13 protein-coding genes, 1 other RNA gene and 1 other annotated feature are annotated in these 15,996 nt (G+C 44.3%); of the genes, 5 read left to right on the top strand and 9 right to left on the bottom strand.

Going from position 1 to position 15,996, the window contains the following annotated elements; translation table 11 throughout:
* Window positions 1–4: 4 nt before the first annotated feature.
* The 8 genes from mreC to ezrA all read right to left on the bottom strand — a co-directional run bounded on the left by mreC (window position 5) and on the right by ezrA (window position 11,747).
* On the bottom strand, window positions 5–868 hold the full coding sequence (gene mreC / locus HC026_RS05895; RefSeq protein ID WP_168925066.1) for a rod shape-determining protein MreC: 864 nt from the start codon (window positions 866–868) through the stop codon (window positions 5–7).
* 231 nt (window positions 869–1,099) lie between these two features.
* The gene (locus HC026_RS05890; RefSeq protein ID WP_168925065.1) at window positions 1,100–2,104 is read right to left on the bottom strand and encodes a rod shape-determining protein; all 1,005 of its coding nucleotides are present in this window, start codon (window positions 2,102–2,104) and stop codon (window positions 1,100–1,102) included.
* A 192-nt stretch (window positions 2,105–2,296) separates the two neighbouring features.
* The gene (locus HC026_RS05885; RefSeq protein WP_168925064.1) at window positions 2,297–3,607 is read right to left on the bottom strand and encodes a bifunctional folylpolyglutamate synthase/dihydrofolate synthase; all 1,311 of its coding nucleotides are present in this window, start codon (window positions 3,605–3,607) and stop codon (window positions 2,297–2,299) included.
* 95 nt (window positions 3,608–3,702) lie between these two features.
* Window positions 3,703–6,369 carry a valine--tRNA ligase gene (locus tag HC026_RS05880; RefSeq protein WP_168925063.1) on the bottom strand — a complete coding sequence of 889 codons (2,667 nt, stop codon included), beginning with the start codon at window positions 6,367–6,369 and terminating at the stop codon, window positions 3,703–3,705.
* 58 nt (window positions 6,370–6,427) lie between these two features.
* Window positions 6,428–6,644 (bottom strand) — a binding site (T-box leader).
* A 23-nt stretch (window positions 6,645–6,667) separates the two neighbouring features.
* Window positions 6,668–7,177, bottom strand: coding sequence for a thiol peroxidase (gene tpx / locus HC026_RS05875; RefSeq protein ID WP_168925062.1), 510 nt, complete (start codon window positions 7,175–7,177; stop codon window positions 6,668–6,670).
* Window positions 7,178–7,341: 164 nt separating this feature from the next.
* Entirely contained in the window at window positions 7,342–8,559 is a 1,218-nt protein-coding gene (gene thiI, locus HC026_RS05870) for a tRNA uracil 4-sulfurtransferase ThiI (RefSeq protein WP_168925061.1), read from the bottom strand.
* 23 nt (window positions 8,560–8,582) lie between these two features.
* Entirely contained in the window at window positions 8,583–9,731 is a 1,149-nt protein-coding gene (locus HC026_RS05865) for a cysteine desulfurase family protein (RefSeq protein WP_168925060.1), read from the bottom strand.
* A 276-nt stretch (window positions 9,732–10,007) separates the two neighbouring features.
* Window positions 10,008–11,747 (bottom strand): septation ring formation regulator EzrA, encoded by a 1,740-nt coding sequence (gene ezrA, locus HC026_RS05860; RefSeq protein WP_168925059.1) that lies wholly within the window; start codon window positions 11,745–11,747, stop codon window positions 10,008–10,010.
* Between the two features lie 179 nt (window positions 11,748–11,926).
* Here ezrA and HC026_RS05855 point away from each other — a divergent pair, with 179 nt between their 5' ends.
* Window positions 11,927–12,397, top strand: coding sequence for a GAF domain-containing protein (locus tag HC026_RS05855; protein ID WP_168925058.1), 471 nt, complete (start codon window positions 11,927–11,929; stop codon window positions 12,395–12,397).
* Between the two features lie 197 nt (window positions 12,398–12,594).
* Window positions 12,595–13,200 (top strand): 30S ribosomal protein S4, encoded by a 606-nt coding sequence (gene rpsD, locus HC026_RS05850; RefSeq protein ID WP_168925057.1) that lies wholly within the window; start codon window positions 12,595–12,597, stop codon window positions 13,198–13,200.
* 64 nt (window positions 13,201–13,264) lie between these two features.
* Here rpsD and HC026_RS05845 read toward each other — a convergent pair whose 3' ends face one another.
* The gene (locus HC026_RS05845; RefSeq protein WP_168925056.1) at window positions 13,265–13,861 is read right to left on the bottom strand and encodes a DUF1054 family protein; all 597 of its coding nucleotides are present in this window, start codon (window positions 13,859–13,861) and stop codon (window positions 13,265–13,267) included.
* Between the two features lie 85 nt (window positions 13,862–13,946).
* Between HC026_RS05845 and HC026_RS05840 the strand changes: the two genes are divergently transcribed.
* The 3 genes from HC026_RS05840 to ssrS all read left to right on the top strand — a co-directional run bounded on the left by HC026_RS05840 (window position 13,947) and on the right by ssrS (window position 15,965).
* On the top strand, window positions 13,947–14,423 hold the full coding sequence (locus tag HC026_RS05840; RefSeq protein WP_168925055.1) for a YueI family protein: 477 nt from the start codon (window positions 13,947–13,949) through the stop codon (window positions 14,421–14,423).
* Window positions 14,424–14,445: 22 nt separating this feature from the next.
* The gene (locus tag HC026_RS05835; RefSeq protein WP_168925054.1) at window positions 14,446–15,723 is read left to right on the top strand and encodes a replication-associated recombination protein A; all 1,278 of its coding nucleotides are present in this window, start codon (window positions 14,446–14,448) and stop codon (window positions 15,721–15,723) included.
* 52 nt (window positions 15,724–15,775) lie between these two features.
* A non-coding RNA gene (gene ssrS / locus HC026_RS05830) (6S RNA) lies at window positions 15,776–15,965 on the top strand.
* Window positions 15,966–15,996 lie beyond the last annotated feature (31 nt).

Genomic DNA, 15,996 nt, shown 5'->3' with positions numbered 1-15,996 from the left:
CTCCTTAATTGGTTGTTTGAGCTTGTCGAATTGCAACCGTTACAACACTTAACTCTGATAAATTAGTCGCTGGTTTAATTGAAATTTTCGATGCCAGGCCATAGTTGTCAGTTCCCGTGCTTGCCACAGTTCCAACGTATAATCCAGCTGGCATCACACCACCCAAACCACTCGTTGCAACCTTATCGCCCTTCTCAATCTTGGTCTTTGAAGTGACGTTACCCATTTCAATCAGGTTTTTATCACGATTGTAACTTGAAACAATACCGTGAACACTCTGACCGTTCTTATTGGTAATCGTCACTGCAAACCGGTTGGCTGATTCGCTGCTGTTCGAAAGCAGTTCAACTTTACTATTCGTCCGGTTAACCTCAGCGACTCGGCCAACAACACCAGAACCTGATAGTACCGGCATATTCTTCTTAATGCCTGCAGCACTACCCTTATCAATAATGACCTGGTTCTGCCAAGCAGAAGGTGTTCGAGCAATTACGTTTGCGTTAACGGGTGCATAGTCGGTCAGGGACCGATTTAATTTGAGTTCTTTTTTTAACTTCTTATTTTCTTGACTGATTGTTTGATCATGAACTTTAGTCTGTGCCAGTTCTTGAACTTGACCCTTCAAACGCTGATTTTCCTGATAGGTATTCATTAAGTCAGAAAAACCAGAGACTGATCCCTTTAGTCCACTTACAGGCCATGCAACGACGCGGTTAACGAGACCCACAACATCGTTACCAAACTGTTGGATCAGTGGTGGTGTTGACCGCTTATCGCGGATAGCAACAGAGACACTCATTAACCCAAAACTGACGATCAGACAAACAATCACAATCACTAATCGTCGGTTTGAAAAGAATTTATTCATGTTCATCCTCCAGTGATTGGAGAGTGAGCCATCACAATCGACTCGTTCTCTTATACATTAAATAATAAAAGGAGATCGTACTTTCTCTGAGTACGTACAAGCAAATAATTCCGCATGTTCTAAAGCTGAACATACGGAATTATTTGCTTACACGGCTGGAGGTGTCCCTGATTGTTAATACTCATAATCGTATTTGCTAATCAACCAGAACCAGTGCCTCACTCCCGAATGTTACTTCTTTTTCATAACGTCGATGGACTTAAGTGATTCACCAGTACCAATAGCGACACAGTCAAGTGGGTCGTTAGCGATAAATACTGGCACCTTGGTCGCATCCGCAATGACGTCTGGTAAATTATGCAATAAAGCACCGCCACCAGTTAAAACGATCCCATGATCGATCACATCAGCCGCAATTTCAGGAGAAGTTTCTTCCAAGGTCTCCTTAACTGCACCGATGATTTCTTCAACAGGTTCGTGGATAGCTTCCGCAATATCAACAGCTGACACGTCAATCGTCTTAGGAAGACCAGTAATGAGGTCCCGTCCTCTGATTGAAGCACCATCGTCGGCTTTAACAGCCTCTTTTGAAGCGGAACCGATGTCCCACTTTAACTGTTCAGCAGTCCGTTCACCAATCAATAAATTGAAGTGTTGACGAACATAGGCAACAATTGCTTCGTCCAACTTGTCACCGGCCATTCTGATTGAACGACTTGAAACGATGCCACCAAGTGAAATAGTGGCAACATCAGTGGTCCCACCACCAATATCCACAACCATGCTACCAGTTGGGTCCATAACGGGAAGACCAGCACCAATAGCAGCTGCAAATGGTTCTTCCAAAACGTATGCGTCACGTGCGCCAGCGACACGGGTAGCATCAATAACGGCTCGTTTTTCAACTTCTGTAACGCCACTAGGCACACAAACCATCACATAAGGCTTGCCGTTCGTGCTACCTAACGTCTTTTGAATATAGTATTTCATCATTGCAACGGTTGTATCATAATCGGCGATAACGCCATCTTTCATTGGCCGAATAGCAACAATACTAGCCGGGGTACGGCCAATCATTGCTCTTGCATCTTCACCAACTGAAACAATTTCGCCGGTTTTTGAATTCTTAGCGACAACTGATGGTTCGCGTAAGACGATGCCTTTCCCGTCCACGTAAACAATCGTGTTGGCTGTCCCAAGATCAATACCAATGTTTTTCGTTCCTAATCCGAACAATCTGTTTCATCCCTTCATTTAGCCACAATCAGTCGTTTGATTGCTTGTTAATTTGCTAGGTGTTATTATACCATACCTCGAAAATTTAATAACTACTCGCCGGTTAAAAGCATAACGAATTATAGGTCGGTCTGGCAAGTATTAATTTGTTATTTAAAAGAAAATAAATATTACATATTTAAGACTCTTCGTTTATGGCTCTTCGAAGAAAGCGCGAACGTCCGAAATGAAGTAAAGCGAACCCGTAATCAAGAACAGATCTTCCGCAGACATCCGCTGCAAAATGACGCCGATCGCCATTTGCCAGTTGTCAATGACTTCAATTCGGTCATCCTCATCATACTGAGCAGCTAAAGCTTTAGGGTCAGTGACTGCACGGGTTCCCGGTCCTTGGAAGGTGGTTAAAATAATATGCAGATTAGGCACCGTTCGCAGCGTCGCCAGCATCTTATCGTGCTGTTTATCCGCCAGAACACTAAATAACACATAAATTTCGTTTTCACTAAACCGTTGCTTTAACAATGCCCTTAGCTCTTCAATTGCCGGTTCGTTATGAGCGCCATCAATGACGATCAGGGGCTCCTGGTTTAAAGGCTCAAAGCGACCAGCCCAAACGGTTTTTGCCAAGGAACGAGTAATATCCGCGCTACGCACGATTTGATGCCGCTGAGTCTGGTAGATAATAAACGCCGTCAAAGCACAGCTGGCATTGTCCACTTGGTAGTCACCAAGCATGCTGATGGTCAAGCCCTTAAATTGTTGATCACCAAACTGATAATCGAACTTTTCCTGCCAGCCAGTTTCGGATTTGATCTTAGTGGTTACCTCATAACCAACCCGATATAACGGACTATTGTTCTTGGCAGCTGTTGTCTCCACCACCTGCATTGCTGACTCCGGTAACCGACCAGCAACCACGGGAACCCCTTGCTTGATGATACCGGCTTTTTGAGCGGCAATTTCTGGCAGAGTGTTCCCCAGAATCTTCATGTGATCAAAGCCAATCGTTGTAATCACTGAAACTACAGGAGTAAAAACATTAGTCGAATCCAGCAAGCCACCGATACCAACCTCAATCACGGCCACGTCGACTTGGCTCTTAAAGTACAAAAACATCATGGCGGTGATAATTTCAAATTCAGTCGGTCCACCTTCCGGGTAGTGCGCATCTAAATCGGCAACTACTGGTTGCACCCGATTCACTAACTTGATTAGCTCTGAATCAGAGATCGGCTCACCATCCACCGAAATTCGTTCGTTAAAACGAATCAAAAATGGCGACGTAAAGGTGCCAACCGTGTAGCCTTGCGACATTAACAAGTCTCGCAAATAGGCCACGGTAGACCCTTTTCCGTTAGTACCGGCCACGTGAATGGCAGAAAGTTCCTTTTGCGGGTTACCCAGCAATTCCAAAAATTGCCGCATCCGGTTCAAATGATCGCTCTTCTTAAACTTAGTTCGTCCGTGAATAAAACTTAATGCGTCATCATAATTCTCCACCATAACTATCAATCTCCACTCTTCTCAATTAAAAAGGAACGGAATCAATACTGATCCCGTCCCTTTGATTCTGAAATGTATTATAACACGCGAACCGATTACAATTCAGCTGTTAATGCAGCTAACCGATCCTGTGTTGCTTTGAGTTTAGATTCGTTGTCAGCTTGCTTTTGACGCTCACCTTCAACGACATCGTCTGGCGCGTTAGCAACAAACCGTTCGTTGCCTAATTTCTTCTTTGCGCGATCAACTTCAGCTTCAAACTTCTTAATTTCTTTGTTCAAGCGTGCTGCTTCGTCTTTCAAATCAACTAATTCAGCCAGTGGTACATAGACTTCAGCATCCGTAATGATGCCAGTCATGGCAAGTTTAGGTGCCGTGACATCAGCCCCAATTGTCAATTCCTTTGGATGAATAAACCGGTCAATGTAATCACGGTTAGTTTCAAACACGTTGGCCAACTCGTGGTTATCCGTCTTGATCAGCACGTCAATTTCAGATGACATCGGTGCGTTAGCTTCCGCCCGAATGTTCCGAACCGCCTTGATCAATTCGATTAAGTTAGCCATTTGTGATTCAGCCTGTGCGTTTTCGAATTCATCATGCAAAACGGGGTACTTGGCAGTTACCAGTGACTTACCCTCATGCGGCATCGTTAACCAAATCTTTTCGGTGACGAATGGCATGATTGGATGCAATAAGCGTAAGGTCTGATCCAATACGTAAGCTAGAATATTGCGAGTATTAGCCTTGGCCTTTTCATCGTCACCCGTCAAGATTTCCTTACTCATTTCAATGTACCAGTCACAAAAATCGTTCCAGATGAAATCATAAAGTGCCCGACCGGCTTCGCCAAAGTTAAACTTATCAAACTGCTCAGTGACTTGGGCAACAGTCCTGTTAAGACGGCTTAAAATCCACTTGTCAGCCAAATCCCATTCGCTTCGATCAGGTAACTCTGGCTTGCTCATTTCACCAAGGTTCATAATGACATAACGACTGGCGTTCCAGATCTTGTTGATGAAGTTCCAGGCAGCATCCATCTTGGTGTAGGTAAACCGAATATCTTGACCAGGCGTTGACCCGTTAGATAGGAACCAACGAAGTGCATCGGCACCGTACTTATCGATGACGTCCATTGGGTCGATCCCGTTTCCAAGTGACTTACTCATCTTGCGACCCTGTTCATCACGAATCAAGCCGTGAAGTAACACGTGCTGGAACGGCCGGCGACCAGTAAATTCAAGTGATTGGAAAATCATCCGTGAAACCCAGAAAAAGATGATATCGTAGCCGGTTACCAGGGTGTTGGTTGGGAAGTAGCGCTTGTAGTCTGGTGCATCCGTATTAGGCCAGCCCATGGTTGAGAATGGCCACAAAGCACTAGAGAACCAAGTATCCAAAACATCTTTATCTTGTTCCCAGTTTTCAATGTCCTTTGGTGGCTGCTCGTCAACGTAGATTTCACCGGTCTTCTTGTTGTACCAGGCTGGAATCTGGTGACCCCACCAGAGCTGACGGGAAATCACCCAGTCATGAACGTTTTCCATCCAGTGAGTAAAGGTTCCTTCAAATCGTTCTGGGACGAAGTCAACCTTATCGTCGCCCTTTTGATTCTTTAAAGCCTGTTCTGCAAGTGGCTTCATCTTAACAAACCACTGAGTTGATAACCGGGCTTCAACTTGAACACCAGTCCGTTCTGAGTGGCCAACGGAGTGGACGATTGGTTCGATGGAAATCATCAAGCCTTGATCCTGCAAATCTTTAACCATGGCTTTACGTGCTTCAAAACGATCCAAGCCTTCGTACTTACCGGCTTTTTCGTTCATCGTTGCGTCTTCATTCATGGTATTGATGCGTTCCAAGTTGTGACGGTTCCCAACCAGAAAGTCATTCGGGTCATGGGCAGGCGTGATTTTAACGGCCCCAGTCCCAAAGTCCGGATCGGCATGCTGGTCGGTAATGATTGGAATCTCACGGTTGGCAAGCGGTAAAATAACCTTCTTGCCCACAACGTCCTTGTACCGCTCATCACTGGCATTAACGGCAATGGCAGTATCACCCATCATCGTTTCCGGACGGGTAGTCGCAATTTCGATGTAGTCCTTGCCGTTTAACTTGGTTTTACCATCGGCAAATTTATATTTAACGTGGTAAAAAGCACCCTTATCATCTTTATGGATAACTTCGATATCGGACAAGGCAGTCCGTGCTTGAGGATCCCAGTTAATAATGTATTCACCACGGTAGATCAAGCCCTTACGGTAAAGTTGAACGAACACTTTCTTAACAGCGTCCGACAGCCCTTTATCCAAGGTGAACCGCTCACGGGAATAGTCCAGCGAAAGGCCAAGTTTGCCCCATTGCGTCTTAATGGTGCTGGCAAATTCATCTTTCCATTCCCAGACTTTTTCGACAAACTTCTCACGGCCTAAATCATAACGACTGATGCCTTGTTCACGGAGTTTAGCTTCAACCTTTGCCTGTGTGGCAATTCCGGCATGATCCATTCCGGGTAACCACAGTGTGTCAAAACCCTGCATCCGTTTCTGCCGAATAATCATGTCTTGTAAAGTCGTATCCCAAGCATGACCTAAGTGCAATTTACCAGTCACATTTGGCGGTGGAATAACAATTGAATATGGTTTTGCTTTTTGATCTCCACTGGGCTTAAACAGCCCTTCTGACAACCACTCGTCGTAACGACCGGCCTCAACGGCTTGCGGATCGTACTTGGGTGGCATTTCTGTCGATTTATCTGTCATTTAATCTCTCCCTTTCTTATTCGATTGCTATGTAAGAAAAAAGCACCCCGTCCTATAATAATAGGACGAAGTGCTTTTCGCGGTACCACCTAAATTGGGCTTTTAAACCCCTCTTAATAACAATCTTTAACGGATGTCACTCCGGTCAGACTTACTAGATGTTCAGTCTGACAGCTCGCAAGCTACCACCGATCAATCGTTGGAAAAGTCTTTCAGCCTTGGACTTTCTCTCTGTACGATACGATTTAATCGACTCTCTTGCTCAATGCTTATACTCGATATGATAGCCATTTTTCGGCTACTCGTCAACTCTAGATGTTAATTTTTCTAAGGCATCTAACGCTGCTAGATAATCTGGCTCATGGGCAACGTCTGACACGATTTCTTCGTAGGTAATCTTGCCGTCAGCGTCAACCACTAGAATTGCACGGGTCAAAACACCCATGTTGGGCAAATATAAGTTAGTTGCGTAGCCAAATGACAATTCTTCATCAGAAAGAATCTGTAAGTTGATGACGCCTTCAGCTGCACACCAGTTTTTCTGCTGTGCAATGGTATTGTTGGAAATCGTAACAAAGGTTGCATCTGGATAGTGGTCAGCCTGCTGATTAAACTTATGCGTTTGCGTACTGCAAACAGGAGTTTGTAAATCCGGTACAATTGACAGCATCAGGGGCTTACCAATCAGTTGTGCCATCTTAACCTTCTCACCATTTTGATTGAACAACTTAAACTTCGGCAATTGATCCCCAACTTGAGGTGGGTTACCTTCTAATTCAACTTCTTCACCATTAAATTTAACCTTCATCAATTAAACACTCCTTTTGGGTGCAACTATAGCTTAAATTTACAGCGTCGCACTTAAAATTGCAAGCAGATTTCAAGCTCTTAGGAAAAACAAAAGGACACCCGTATAACTGGCTACTCATCGTACAGCAACGATTATACAGACGTCCCTTTATTTAACTGATTTTAAAGCAATTCAGCAAAGACTTCCTCGCTTTGATTCATGAAGTTCTCACCTGGATGAATCACGGTTACTTCAATCCCATCGAGTGATTCTTGCATCAAACCTTCCACATCGATTAGTTTTTCAAAGTTCCGCGTTTTTTCCAAGTCAGGTCGCGTCTTAGGTGCTGGCGGTGTAAAAATTGTACAGCAGTCTTCAAATGGTAGGATAGATAAATCATAAGTATCAATCTTTTCAGCAATCTTAATGATCTCAGTCTTATCCATTGAGACTAACGGACGCAATACCGGCAAAGTGGTCACATCGTTGATGGCCATCATGCTTTCAAGTGTTTGAGAAGCCACTTGTCCAAGTGATTCACCGGTGAAGACGCCCTTGTCACCCCGAGATAACGTAATGGCAGCAGCAATTCGCAGCATCATCCGGCGCTGAATGGTCATCAAATAACCTTCAGGCACCTTTTCTTTAATCGTTTCCTGGACCTTAGTGAAAGGGACTTGAATAAAGTTAATACTGCCAGCATAGCCAGCAATCTTTGAAGTCAGTTCCTTGGCTTTTGCAAGCGCCTGTTCGCTGGTATATGGCGGACTAAAGAAGTGCACCATGTCGAGCTTAACCCCACGCTTCATGCCAAGGTAAGCTGCGACCGGGGAATCGATCCCGCCAGAAAGCATCATGGTGGCTTTACCACCTGTACCGACGGGCAATCCACCAGCACCAGGGATGGTTTCACTGCTGAGAAAAATCCCATTTAGGCGAACTTCCACCCGTAAGGTAATGTCAGGATTCTTCATCTTAACTTTGATTCCCGGAACGTTACGGAGAATATGACCACCTAGCTTGTCGTTGATCTGGTTAGTGTCATATTCAAATTGGTGGTCCTGACGACGCGTATTAATTTTGAACGTCATGCCTGATTCATATTGTGCCTGAATCATTTGAAGTGCGGTATCCTTAACGGCCTCAAAATCTTTTTCCACTTTAATCACCGGAGAAAAGTTTTCGATTCCAAAGACACCCTTTAAGCGATCGATGACTTGGGTTGAATCATTACCGTTCAGAGCCACGTGTAGTCGATCGTATTGTGCACGAATATCTAAGCCCTCAAATCCATGAAGGCTATGACGAACATTTCGGCCAAGTTGGCGGATAAAATCCTTCCGATTTTTTCCCTTGGTGGAAAGTTCCCCGTATCGCACCATAATTTCAGAATATTGCATATGGGTCCCCTTTTCGATTAATCTTACGCTGATAAAATTTTAAATTTGTCGTATAACTGGTCAAAAACTTGATTAAACTCATCAGCTTCTGCCAACGTATTATGGTCGTCTAACGAGATTCGAATGGCACTGGTAGAAAGATTCTCCGGAATGCGCATTGCCGTCAAAGTACTTGAAGCTAAGTGTTTTTTAGAACTGCAAGCACTAGTGGTTGAAATATAGATACCCTTTTCCTCAAAAGCATGCACGATGGTTTCACCACGAACACCTTGAATCGCAAAACAGAGAATGTGCGGTGCGAACCCGGCGTTATCCTCAGAAAAAGTGGTGACTAACGGGAATTGTTGAACGTGATCAAAGATTCGCCGCTTAATTGCAGCTTCTTTAGCGACCTTCTGTCTTTCATCCGTCAGTAATAGGCGTAAAGCCTTCGCCATAGCAGCGATTGCTGGCAGGTTTTCGGTTCCACTTCGTAAATTCCGCTCCTGACCGCCACCCGTCAATAAGGGTGCAATCTTGCGACCGCGACGGGCATAGATGAAGCCAATGCCTCTTGGTGCGTGGAATTTATGCCCAGAAAAAGTCACAAAGTCCACCCGGTCGTTCATGATCATCTCTTGAATGCCCTTGCCAATGCCTTGAACAGCATCAATATGAAAATGGATTTTAGGATAATCCTTCAACACCTCAGCGGCCTCTTTTAGCGGCTGAATCGTTCCAATTTCGTTATTCACAGCCATAATGGAAACTAAAATCGTGGTCGGCCGAATGGCGGCTTTCAAATCATCGATTGAAATCCGACCGTGTTCATCAACCGGCAAATAAGTGACTTCGAATCCAAGCTGTTTCAATTGTTCCATTGAATTATGAATGGCAGGATGTTCAACCGCCGTTGTAATCAAATGATTGCCGAATTGCCGTTTTTCAATGGCAGTCCCCTTTACAACCCAGTTGTCACCCTCTGTACCACCACTGGTAAACAGAATCTCACTTTGAGATGCGCCAAGTAAATCAGCAATCTGTTTGCGGGACTGTTCCAGCAGGTTAAAAGCTTCTTCACCAAACTGATGTAAACTCGAAGGATTACCCCAAATCTTTTCACTGACTTTGTCGTAAGTAGAAACGACTTCGGGATCGGCCTTCGTTGTTGCACTATTATCAAAATAAGTCATGTATGTTCTGCCTCTTTGCGTTTTAGATTGGTTCGACTCCAATCAAATAGACTGGGGTTGATTATATAGGATATAAAGGGGGGAAGCAAGTATAAGGTGTGAAAGCGGGCGTTTAGAGACTGGAGTCTAACGGACCGATGACAAAAATCCCGAACTTTGGATTTTAGTCATCGGCCCGTTAGATGCAAGTCTCTGCCCGCTGTAACCCAATTCAGCCCTATAAATTAAAAAGCACCCCAATCCCCCAAAAGGAATTGCGGTGCTTCATTATAAGCGTTACTTATCTGCAACTTCACTATCATCTTCATCAGCAATCGGTTGCTTACTTTGATAATAGCGGTCTTCCAACCGTTTGTACGACCCTGGCTCAACTTCATCCAAGACCGTTGCAATCGTTTCAAGACTCTTAGCGTAATCATATTCTTCATCAAACAGACGTTGTGCTTCCTGGCTAGCAGTAGCAACTTCATCATGGGTCATTCGGTAACGATTAGCATACTGAATTAATTGTTCCGCCAACTTGGCACTATCAATTAAATCGTTAGTCTTTTCCGTCAAAATATCCAAATCAGACTGAATCATGATCAACTGTTTAGTAATGTCTTCCATGTCAATCTGAACTTGATTCATGTCATCAGTTAACTTGTCAATCTCATCGCTGACAACTTGGTAATAATCCAGATAGCTTTTAGCTACTCCGGGCAGATTCAGATTTTCAACCTCACGACGAATGCTGTGCAGTTTAAATTCAAACTGCTGGAGGTTCTGGTTAGCCTGTTCCTCTTCCTTGGCTAGTCCTGCCACCGAATCGTTAATTTCTTGTTGTTGTTTTTCAATTTGGGTTAAATCGTGAATTTGGCGTGTTTGCCGAGCATCGACTTCCGTGTATATCGCATCATTGCTGTGAATGTTTTCCACGTCTTTTTGATAAGCTGTTTCGATATTGCGAAGCTGTTCGGTAAATTCGCGAGTCGTTTCTAACTCTTGGTGATCTAAGGTATAGTTATGGTTCAACCGTTCTAGCTCACGCATAAGCAGACTATTTTGGTTTTGGGCATGACTAATAAATTTGGCAAGATAATCAAGATTTTTAGTAACTTTACCCTTTGCAGTCATTTCTTTTTGCATGACGTCGTAAAAATGATCAATTTTAGTGGATAAGGCTGTATCAGCCTGTTTCACAGCATCCACATCCAGCTTTGCCAGCGATTCTTTACTCTTGGTGATTTCAGCCGATAAAGCAGCAATTTGATCCTTAAAATCTGCCTCAGGGAATTGGTACCCCTGCGCTGTTAATTCGCTTTCACCCTGTTTCAATTCCTTGATTTGAGTCGGAAATTCAGTTTCGAGGTTAGTCACTAACGGTGGAATCGCCTTTAACATTTCATCTAAGTGATCAGTATCAGCTTGAAGCCGCTGCAATAATTTAGCGGCTTCTTCATGATCACCTTTACTGGTAACCTCACGGAAATGATCGTTATCATCTTCCAGTTTGCCTAACTGGGTTTCAAGGCCATCAATGGCATCACCATACATAAAGTTTTTCGCTAATAACGTTTTGCGTAGTGATTGATAGCGTGCTTCCAGCGTCTTCACCGCTTGCTTATGTTGAGCATCGATCTGCTTGAGTTCGGAAACTTGGTCTTTGACCTGCTTAATGGCCTGATTAGCAACATCTAACGAAGCTTCAGCTTTCTTGGCTTCCTGCTGAGCCGAAAAGATCCGGTATTGCTTAGCGCTATTAATGGCGTCATCAACTTGCTGCTTAAGCCTCGGCAGACGGTTTTCTTCTAAGTCACCAAAATCTGTCGTTAGCTGTTGCACTTCTTCCAGCGTCTTGCCTGTCAAGCTCATGGCTTGTACCTGGTCAACTGAATTGCTCAGTTCGTCAAGTGACAGATCTTCTCTTTGTTGATCGATTCCCTTCAACCGTCTAATCAGATACTGCTGGTAGATTAATATACCGGCGTATATGACAATTGCCAGGATAATGACTCCTATTAATATCCTAAACATCTAATCCCCATCCTTCGTTACCAAAATACATTTTTTATTATGTACATTAGATAGATTATGATTGATTTTTCATCAAATACCCATTAAAATCTATACCAGCTTAAATTATAGCATACCTTGTGAAAAGGCTTCACCCGAATTTCAAGATTCATAAACTAATAAGTGAGAGGTAATCAAAAATGACGGAAACAAATACCACTGTTTCAATGATGAGTCAGCAACTAGATGCACTTTTATACAATGAAACGAATTTGATTGCCAACTTATCAAACGCTTCAGCTTTATTGAAACAAACCATGCCTGATTTGAACTGGGCAGGCTTTTATCTGTACCAGCCCAAGGAAGATGAACTCTTGCTCGGACCATTCCAAGGTAACGTCGCCTGTGTTCACATTAAGAACGGTGCCGGTGTCTGCGGCACTGCCTTTCAAACGCAGCAGTCTCAGCTAGTCAAAGATGTTCACCAATTTCCTGGTCACATCGCTTGTGATTCAGCCAGCAACAGTGAAGTAGTCATCCCATTGACTAAGAATGGCGTTAAAATCGGTGTGATGGATCTTGACTCACCAAAGATTGGCCGTTTTACAGAAGATGACCGCACAGAACTTGAACAATTCGCCTCAATCTTACTGAAACATATTGACAATTAGTAGCACTTCGCGATACACTGGCAATTGTGTAAAATAATGCAGCGGTGAGCGGTAAGCTCGTCAACAGATCACTGCCAAAAGGTGGTTCGGTAAGTAACCTGCGGCTGCACAGGGCGAAAACCGCAAAGGGATCTGCACGAATATCAAACTCACGTCAAATTATTTTACTCCAACTAAAATTTTTGGAGGAACTATCTATGTCACGTTATACAGGACCAAGCTGGCGTGTTTCACGTCGTCTTGGCGTTTCACTTTCAGGTACTGGTAAAGAATTAGCACGTCGTCCATTCGCACCCGGCGAACACGGCCAAGGCCGTCGTTCAAAGCTTTCCGAATATGGGACCCAATTACGTGAAAAGCAAAAGCTGCGTTTCACTTACGGTTTGACTGAACGTCAATTCCACAACTTATTCGTTCGCGCAGGTAAGATTCGCGAAGGTAAGCATGGTGTTAACTTCATGATCTTACTGGAACGTCGTTTAGACAACGTGGTTTACCGTTTAGGTTTGGCTACTACTCGTCGTCAAGCCCGTCAATTGGTTAACCATGGTCACATCACCGTTGATGGCAAGCGTCTTGATATTCCTTCATACGAAGTTAAGCCTGGTCAAGTGATCAGCGTTCGTGAGAAGTCAAAGAGTATGCAAATCATCAAGGATGCCGTTGAAGCCGTTGTTGGTCGTCCTCAATACGTTGAGTTCGATGCTGACAAGCTTGAAGGTAAACTTGTTCGTTTACCACAACGTGAAGAATTGGATGCAGACCTTGACGAATCTCTTATCGTTGAATTCTACAACCGTTAATAAGCGTTGTTTATCTAAAGAAAAGCAATTTGCACATAACGTGCAAATTGCTTTTTTTGTCCCTTTATTTAATAAGTAGTTTAAAGAATGGCCGTAAATCTGAAACAGTTGTCAAGACCGTCTGCTCAACTTGCTTAGGATCAGCAAAAATCGTGTCACCACGCAACCACTGACGGCCGACTAAGAAATCAGCCTGTTTTACCTGCTGATAATGTCCGAGTTGCTGATCTAACCCTTTTGCTGAAATCGTGTGAGAGATTTTCGCCATGTGGTTAGGACTAATATCATAATAATCATTAAGTTTAGCCAGTTCAGGCAGCATCATGGATAACCGCTGAATCATTTGCGCTCGCTCTTTTGCTTCAGCTAGACTAGCCAGCCAAACAAACAACCGGTCGTCCCAAAAACCGATCATGAGATGCGGATTCATTTTATAACCACGCTTGTTGGTACTAAAAGCGATCCACGTATTCATCGGTGGGTTCTTATGCCGGCGTAAATGTTTAGCAACGTGGGCAAAAATTGGCGTTTGAAAACCTAGCGTTTCAATCACGAGCGGTGCTAAGGCTTCAAATTTAGGGTCGATTTCGCCGCGAATACCTGCCATCCGTCCCCCTAAAGTTGGGTCCTCAAAAACCTGAAAATCAGAATCATTAAACAAAGTCGCTCCCCCGTTCTTCATGGTGTCTGTGTTCATACAGACATGTTACAATAGTCTTACTATTAATGAAAGTTGGTGTTACGCAATGCCTGACAAAGATCAAATGACGTCTCACTTGGATAACGCCATATACGGACCACCAAAACTGCATCCTGACGAGCAACGAACTTACCTAGGCACGTTTCGCGAACGAGTGTCACTGCTGATGTCAATCCAACAGCTTCAAGGGACTGAATATTTGTCGGCTTTTCAAGCGGAATTGAAGACTCATCCAGATTACCAGGTAATTTTTAACGGTCACACCGGAATGACCGCTCTAAAGCCCTATTTACAAATCGCCGGTCAACTTCAACGGGCATTCACCATCGTTCAAGACGATTTTTATGGGAATAAACCCACCGATTCAGGATTAGTCGTGATCTCAAAAACAGCAATCAACCAGTACCCGATTAAAGTTGAAGATAAAGCTGCCCAAGAGCCGGCAATTGAACAACCGGAGGCTAAGGCTCAACCGGCTCAAACAACGCTCTGGGCTAAGATGAAGAAACACCTCGGTCTTTAAATTAATTGAAAGAAGTCAAACTATGCCACAACCTTTAGCTTACCGCATGCGGCCACAGCGGATTGAAGACGTGGTCGGGCAGCAACACTTAGTGGGCCCCGGAAAAATCATCTCCCGAATGGTCAAAGCTAAAATGCTGTCATCCATGATTTTATATGGTCCCCCTGGCACTGGCAAAACTAGTATTGCCAGTGCCATCGCTGGCTCAACAAAATATGCTTTTCGAAAATTAAACGCTGCGACTGATTCTAAAAAGGATCTTCAGATTGTTGCCGAAGAAGCTAAGATGAGTGGCACCGTTATTCTGCTACTCGATGAAATTCACCGGTTGGACAAAACCAAGCAGGACTTTTTACTGCCCCATTTGGAAAACGGTCGGATCGTACTCATTGGAGCAACTACTGAGAATCCCTACATCAGTATTAATCCAGCTATTCGCAGCCGGACACAAATTTTCGAAGTAAAGCCACTGATGCCAGACGACATCCGAACCGCAATTGACCGGGCTTTAACCGATAAAGACAACGGACTGGGTAATCAAAACATTGATTTGGCACCGGAATCGGAGAACCTGCTGACCACTGCTACCAACGGCGACCTCAGAAGCGCACTGAACAGCCTAGAATTGGCGGCTAAGTCGACTGACCCATCAAATGGTGTCATTCACCTCACTTTACCTGTCGTTGAAGAGTGCCTACAAAAAAAGGCTTTCAGCCATGATAAGGATGGCGATGCCCACTATGATGTGATTTCTGCGTTTCAAAAATCCATCCGGGGTAGCGACACCGATGCTGCACTACACTATTTGGCGAGATTGGTCACTGCTGGTGATCTGCCAACCATTGCCCGGCGACTAACCGTCATTGCTTACGAAGATGTCGGTTTGGCCAATCCGCCCGCAGCTGCTCGAGTCGTTGAAGCGGTCACTGCTGCTCAGCGTTTAGGTTTCCCTGAAGCACGGATTCCATTAGCTGATGCAGTCATTGAGCTGTGTCTATCACCGAAATCAAACTCCGGCATGATGGCAATCGATGCTGCCATGGCAGACATCAGCTCAGGTCACTACGGCGACATTCCCGATCACTTGAAAGACGCTCACTATAAGGGGGCAGCTGATCTGGGCCACGGTGTTGACTATAAATACCCCCACAGCTTCAAAAACGACTGGGTCAAACAGCAGTACCTGCCAGATAAAATCAAAAACGCTCAGTACTACGAACCAAAAACCAACGGTAAGTTTGAGTCGGCTCTTGCTCAGCAGTATGAGCGCTTACGAAAAGCCCAACAGGCGAAAGATTAACGGCTTCAAGAGTCAAAATGGTAAAAACGGCTGAAATATGCTAATATATAGATGAGTTCTAGGGTGTGCGCGTTGTCCACATACGTGTTTGCCGAACAACTAATGTTACATTGGGACATGGGTTAACTCTTCCGGATTGCAGGCCTTTTACACTTGGTAGCATGAACGCAGATATACCCGTCCCACCTGCTTATCAGCGGGCCAAAACCTATCGGACAATTAACGGCACTATTAGATCTTCAAAGTGGCAACACTTTGGGGCTGGCTTGCACA

Origin of the sequence: Secundilactobacillus angelensis (genome assembly GCF_012641075.1) — a bacterium.
GTDB lineage: Bacteria > Bacillota > Bacilli > Lactobacillales > Lactobacillaceae > Secundilactobacillus > Secundilactobacillus angelensis.
The sequence above is the reverse complement of the archived record's forward strand: the minus strand, read 5'-3'. Positions and strand labels throughout refer to the sequence as shown.

Bases quoted from the DNA above. Each gene is read 5' to 3' on its own strand.
- HC026_RS05885 (WP_168925064.1), bottom strand. From the start codon at position 3,607: ATGGTGGAGAATTATGATGACGCATTAAGTTTTATTCACGGACGAACT.
- HC026_RS05840 (WP_168925055.1), top strand. From the start codon at position 13,947: ATGCCTGACAAAGATCAAATGACGTCTCACTTGGATAACGCCATATAC.
- HC026_RS05835 (WP_168925054.1), top strand. From the start codon at position 14,446: ATGCCACAACCTTTAGCTTACCGCATGCGGCCACAGCGGATTGAAGAC.
- HC026_RS05865 (WP_168925060.1), bottom strand. From the start codon at position 9,731: ATGACTTATTTTGATAATAGTGCAACAACGAAGGCCGATCCCGAAGTC.
- rpsD (WP_168925057.1), top strand. From the start codon at position 12,595: ATGTCACGTTATACAGGACCAAGCTGGCGTGTTTCACGTCGTCTTGGC.
- mreC (WP_168925066.1), bottom strand. From the start codon at position 868: ATGAATAAATTCTTTTCAAACCGACGATTAGTGATTGTGATTGTTTGT.
- HC026_RS05855 (WP_168925058.1), top strand. From the start codon at position 11,927: ATGACGGAAACAAATACCACTGTTTCAATGATGAGTCAGCAACTAGAT.
- tpx (WP_168925062.1), bottom strand. From the start codon at position 7,177: ATGAAGGTTAAATTTAATGGTGAAGAAGTTGAATTAGAAGGTAACCCA.
- HC026_RS05880 (WP_168925063.1), bottom strand. From the start codon at position 6,369: ATGACAGATAAATCGACAGAAATGCCACCCAAGTACGATCCGCAAGCC.
- ezrA (WP_168925059.1), bottom strand. From the start codon at position 11,747: ATGTTTAGGATATTAATAGGAGTCATTATCCTGGCAATTGTCATATAC.
- thiI (WP_168925061.1), bottom strand. From the start codon at position 8,559: ATGCAATATTCTGAAATTATGGTGCGATACGGGGAACTTTCCACCAAG.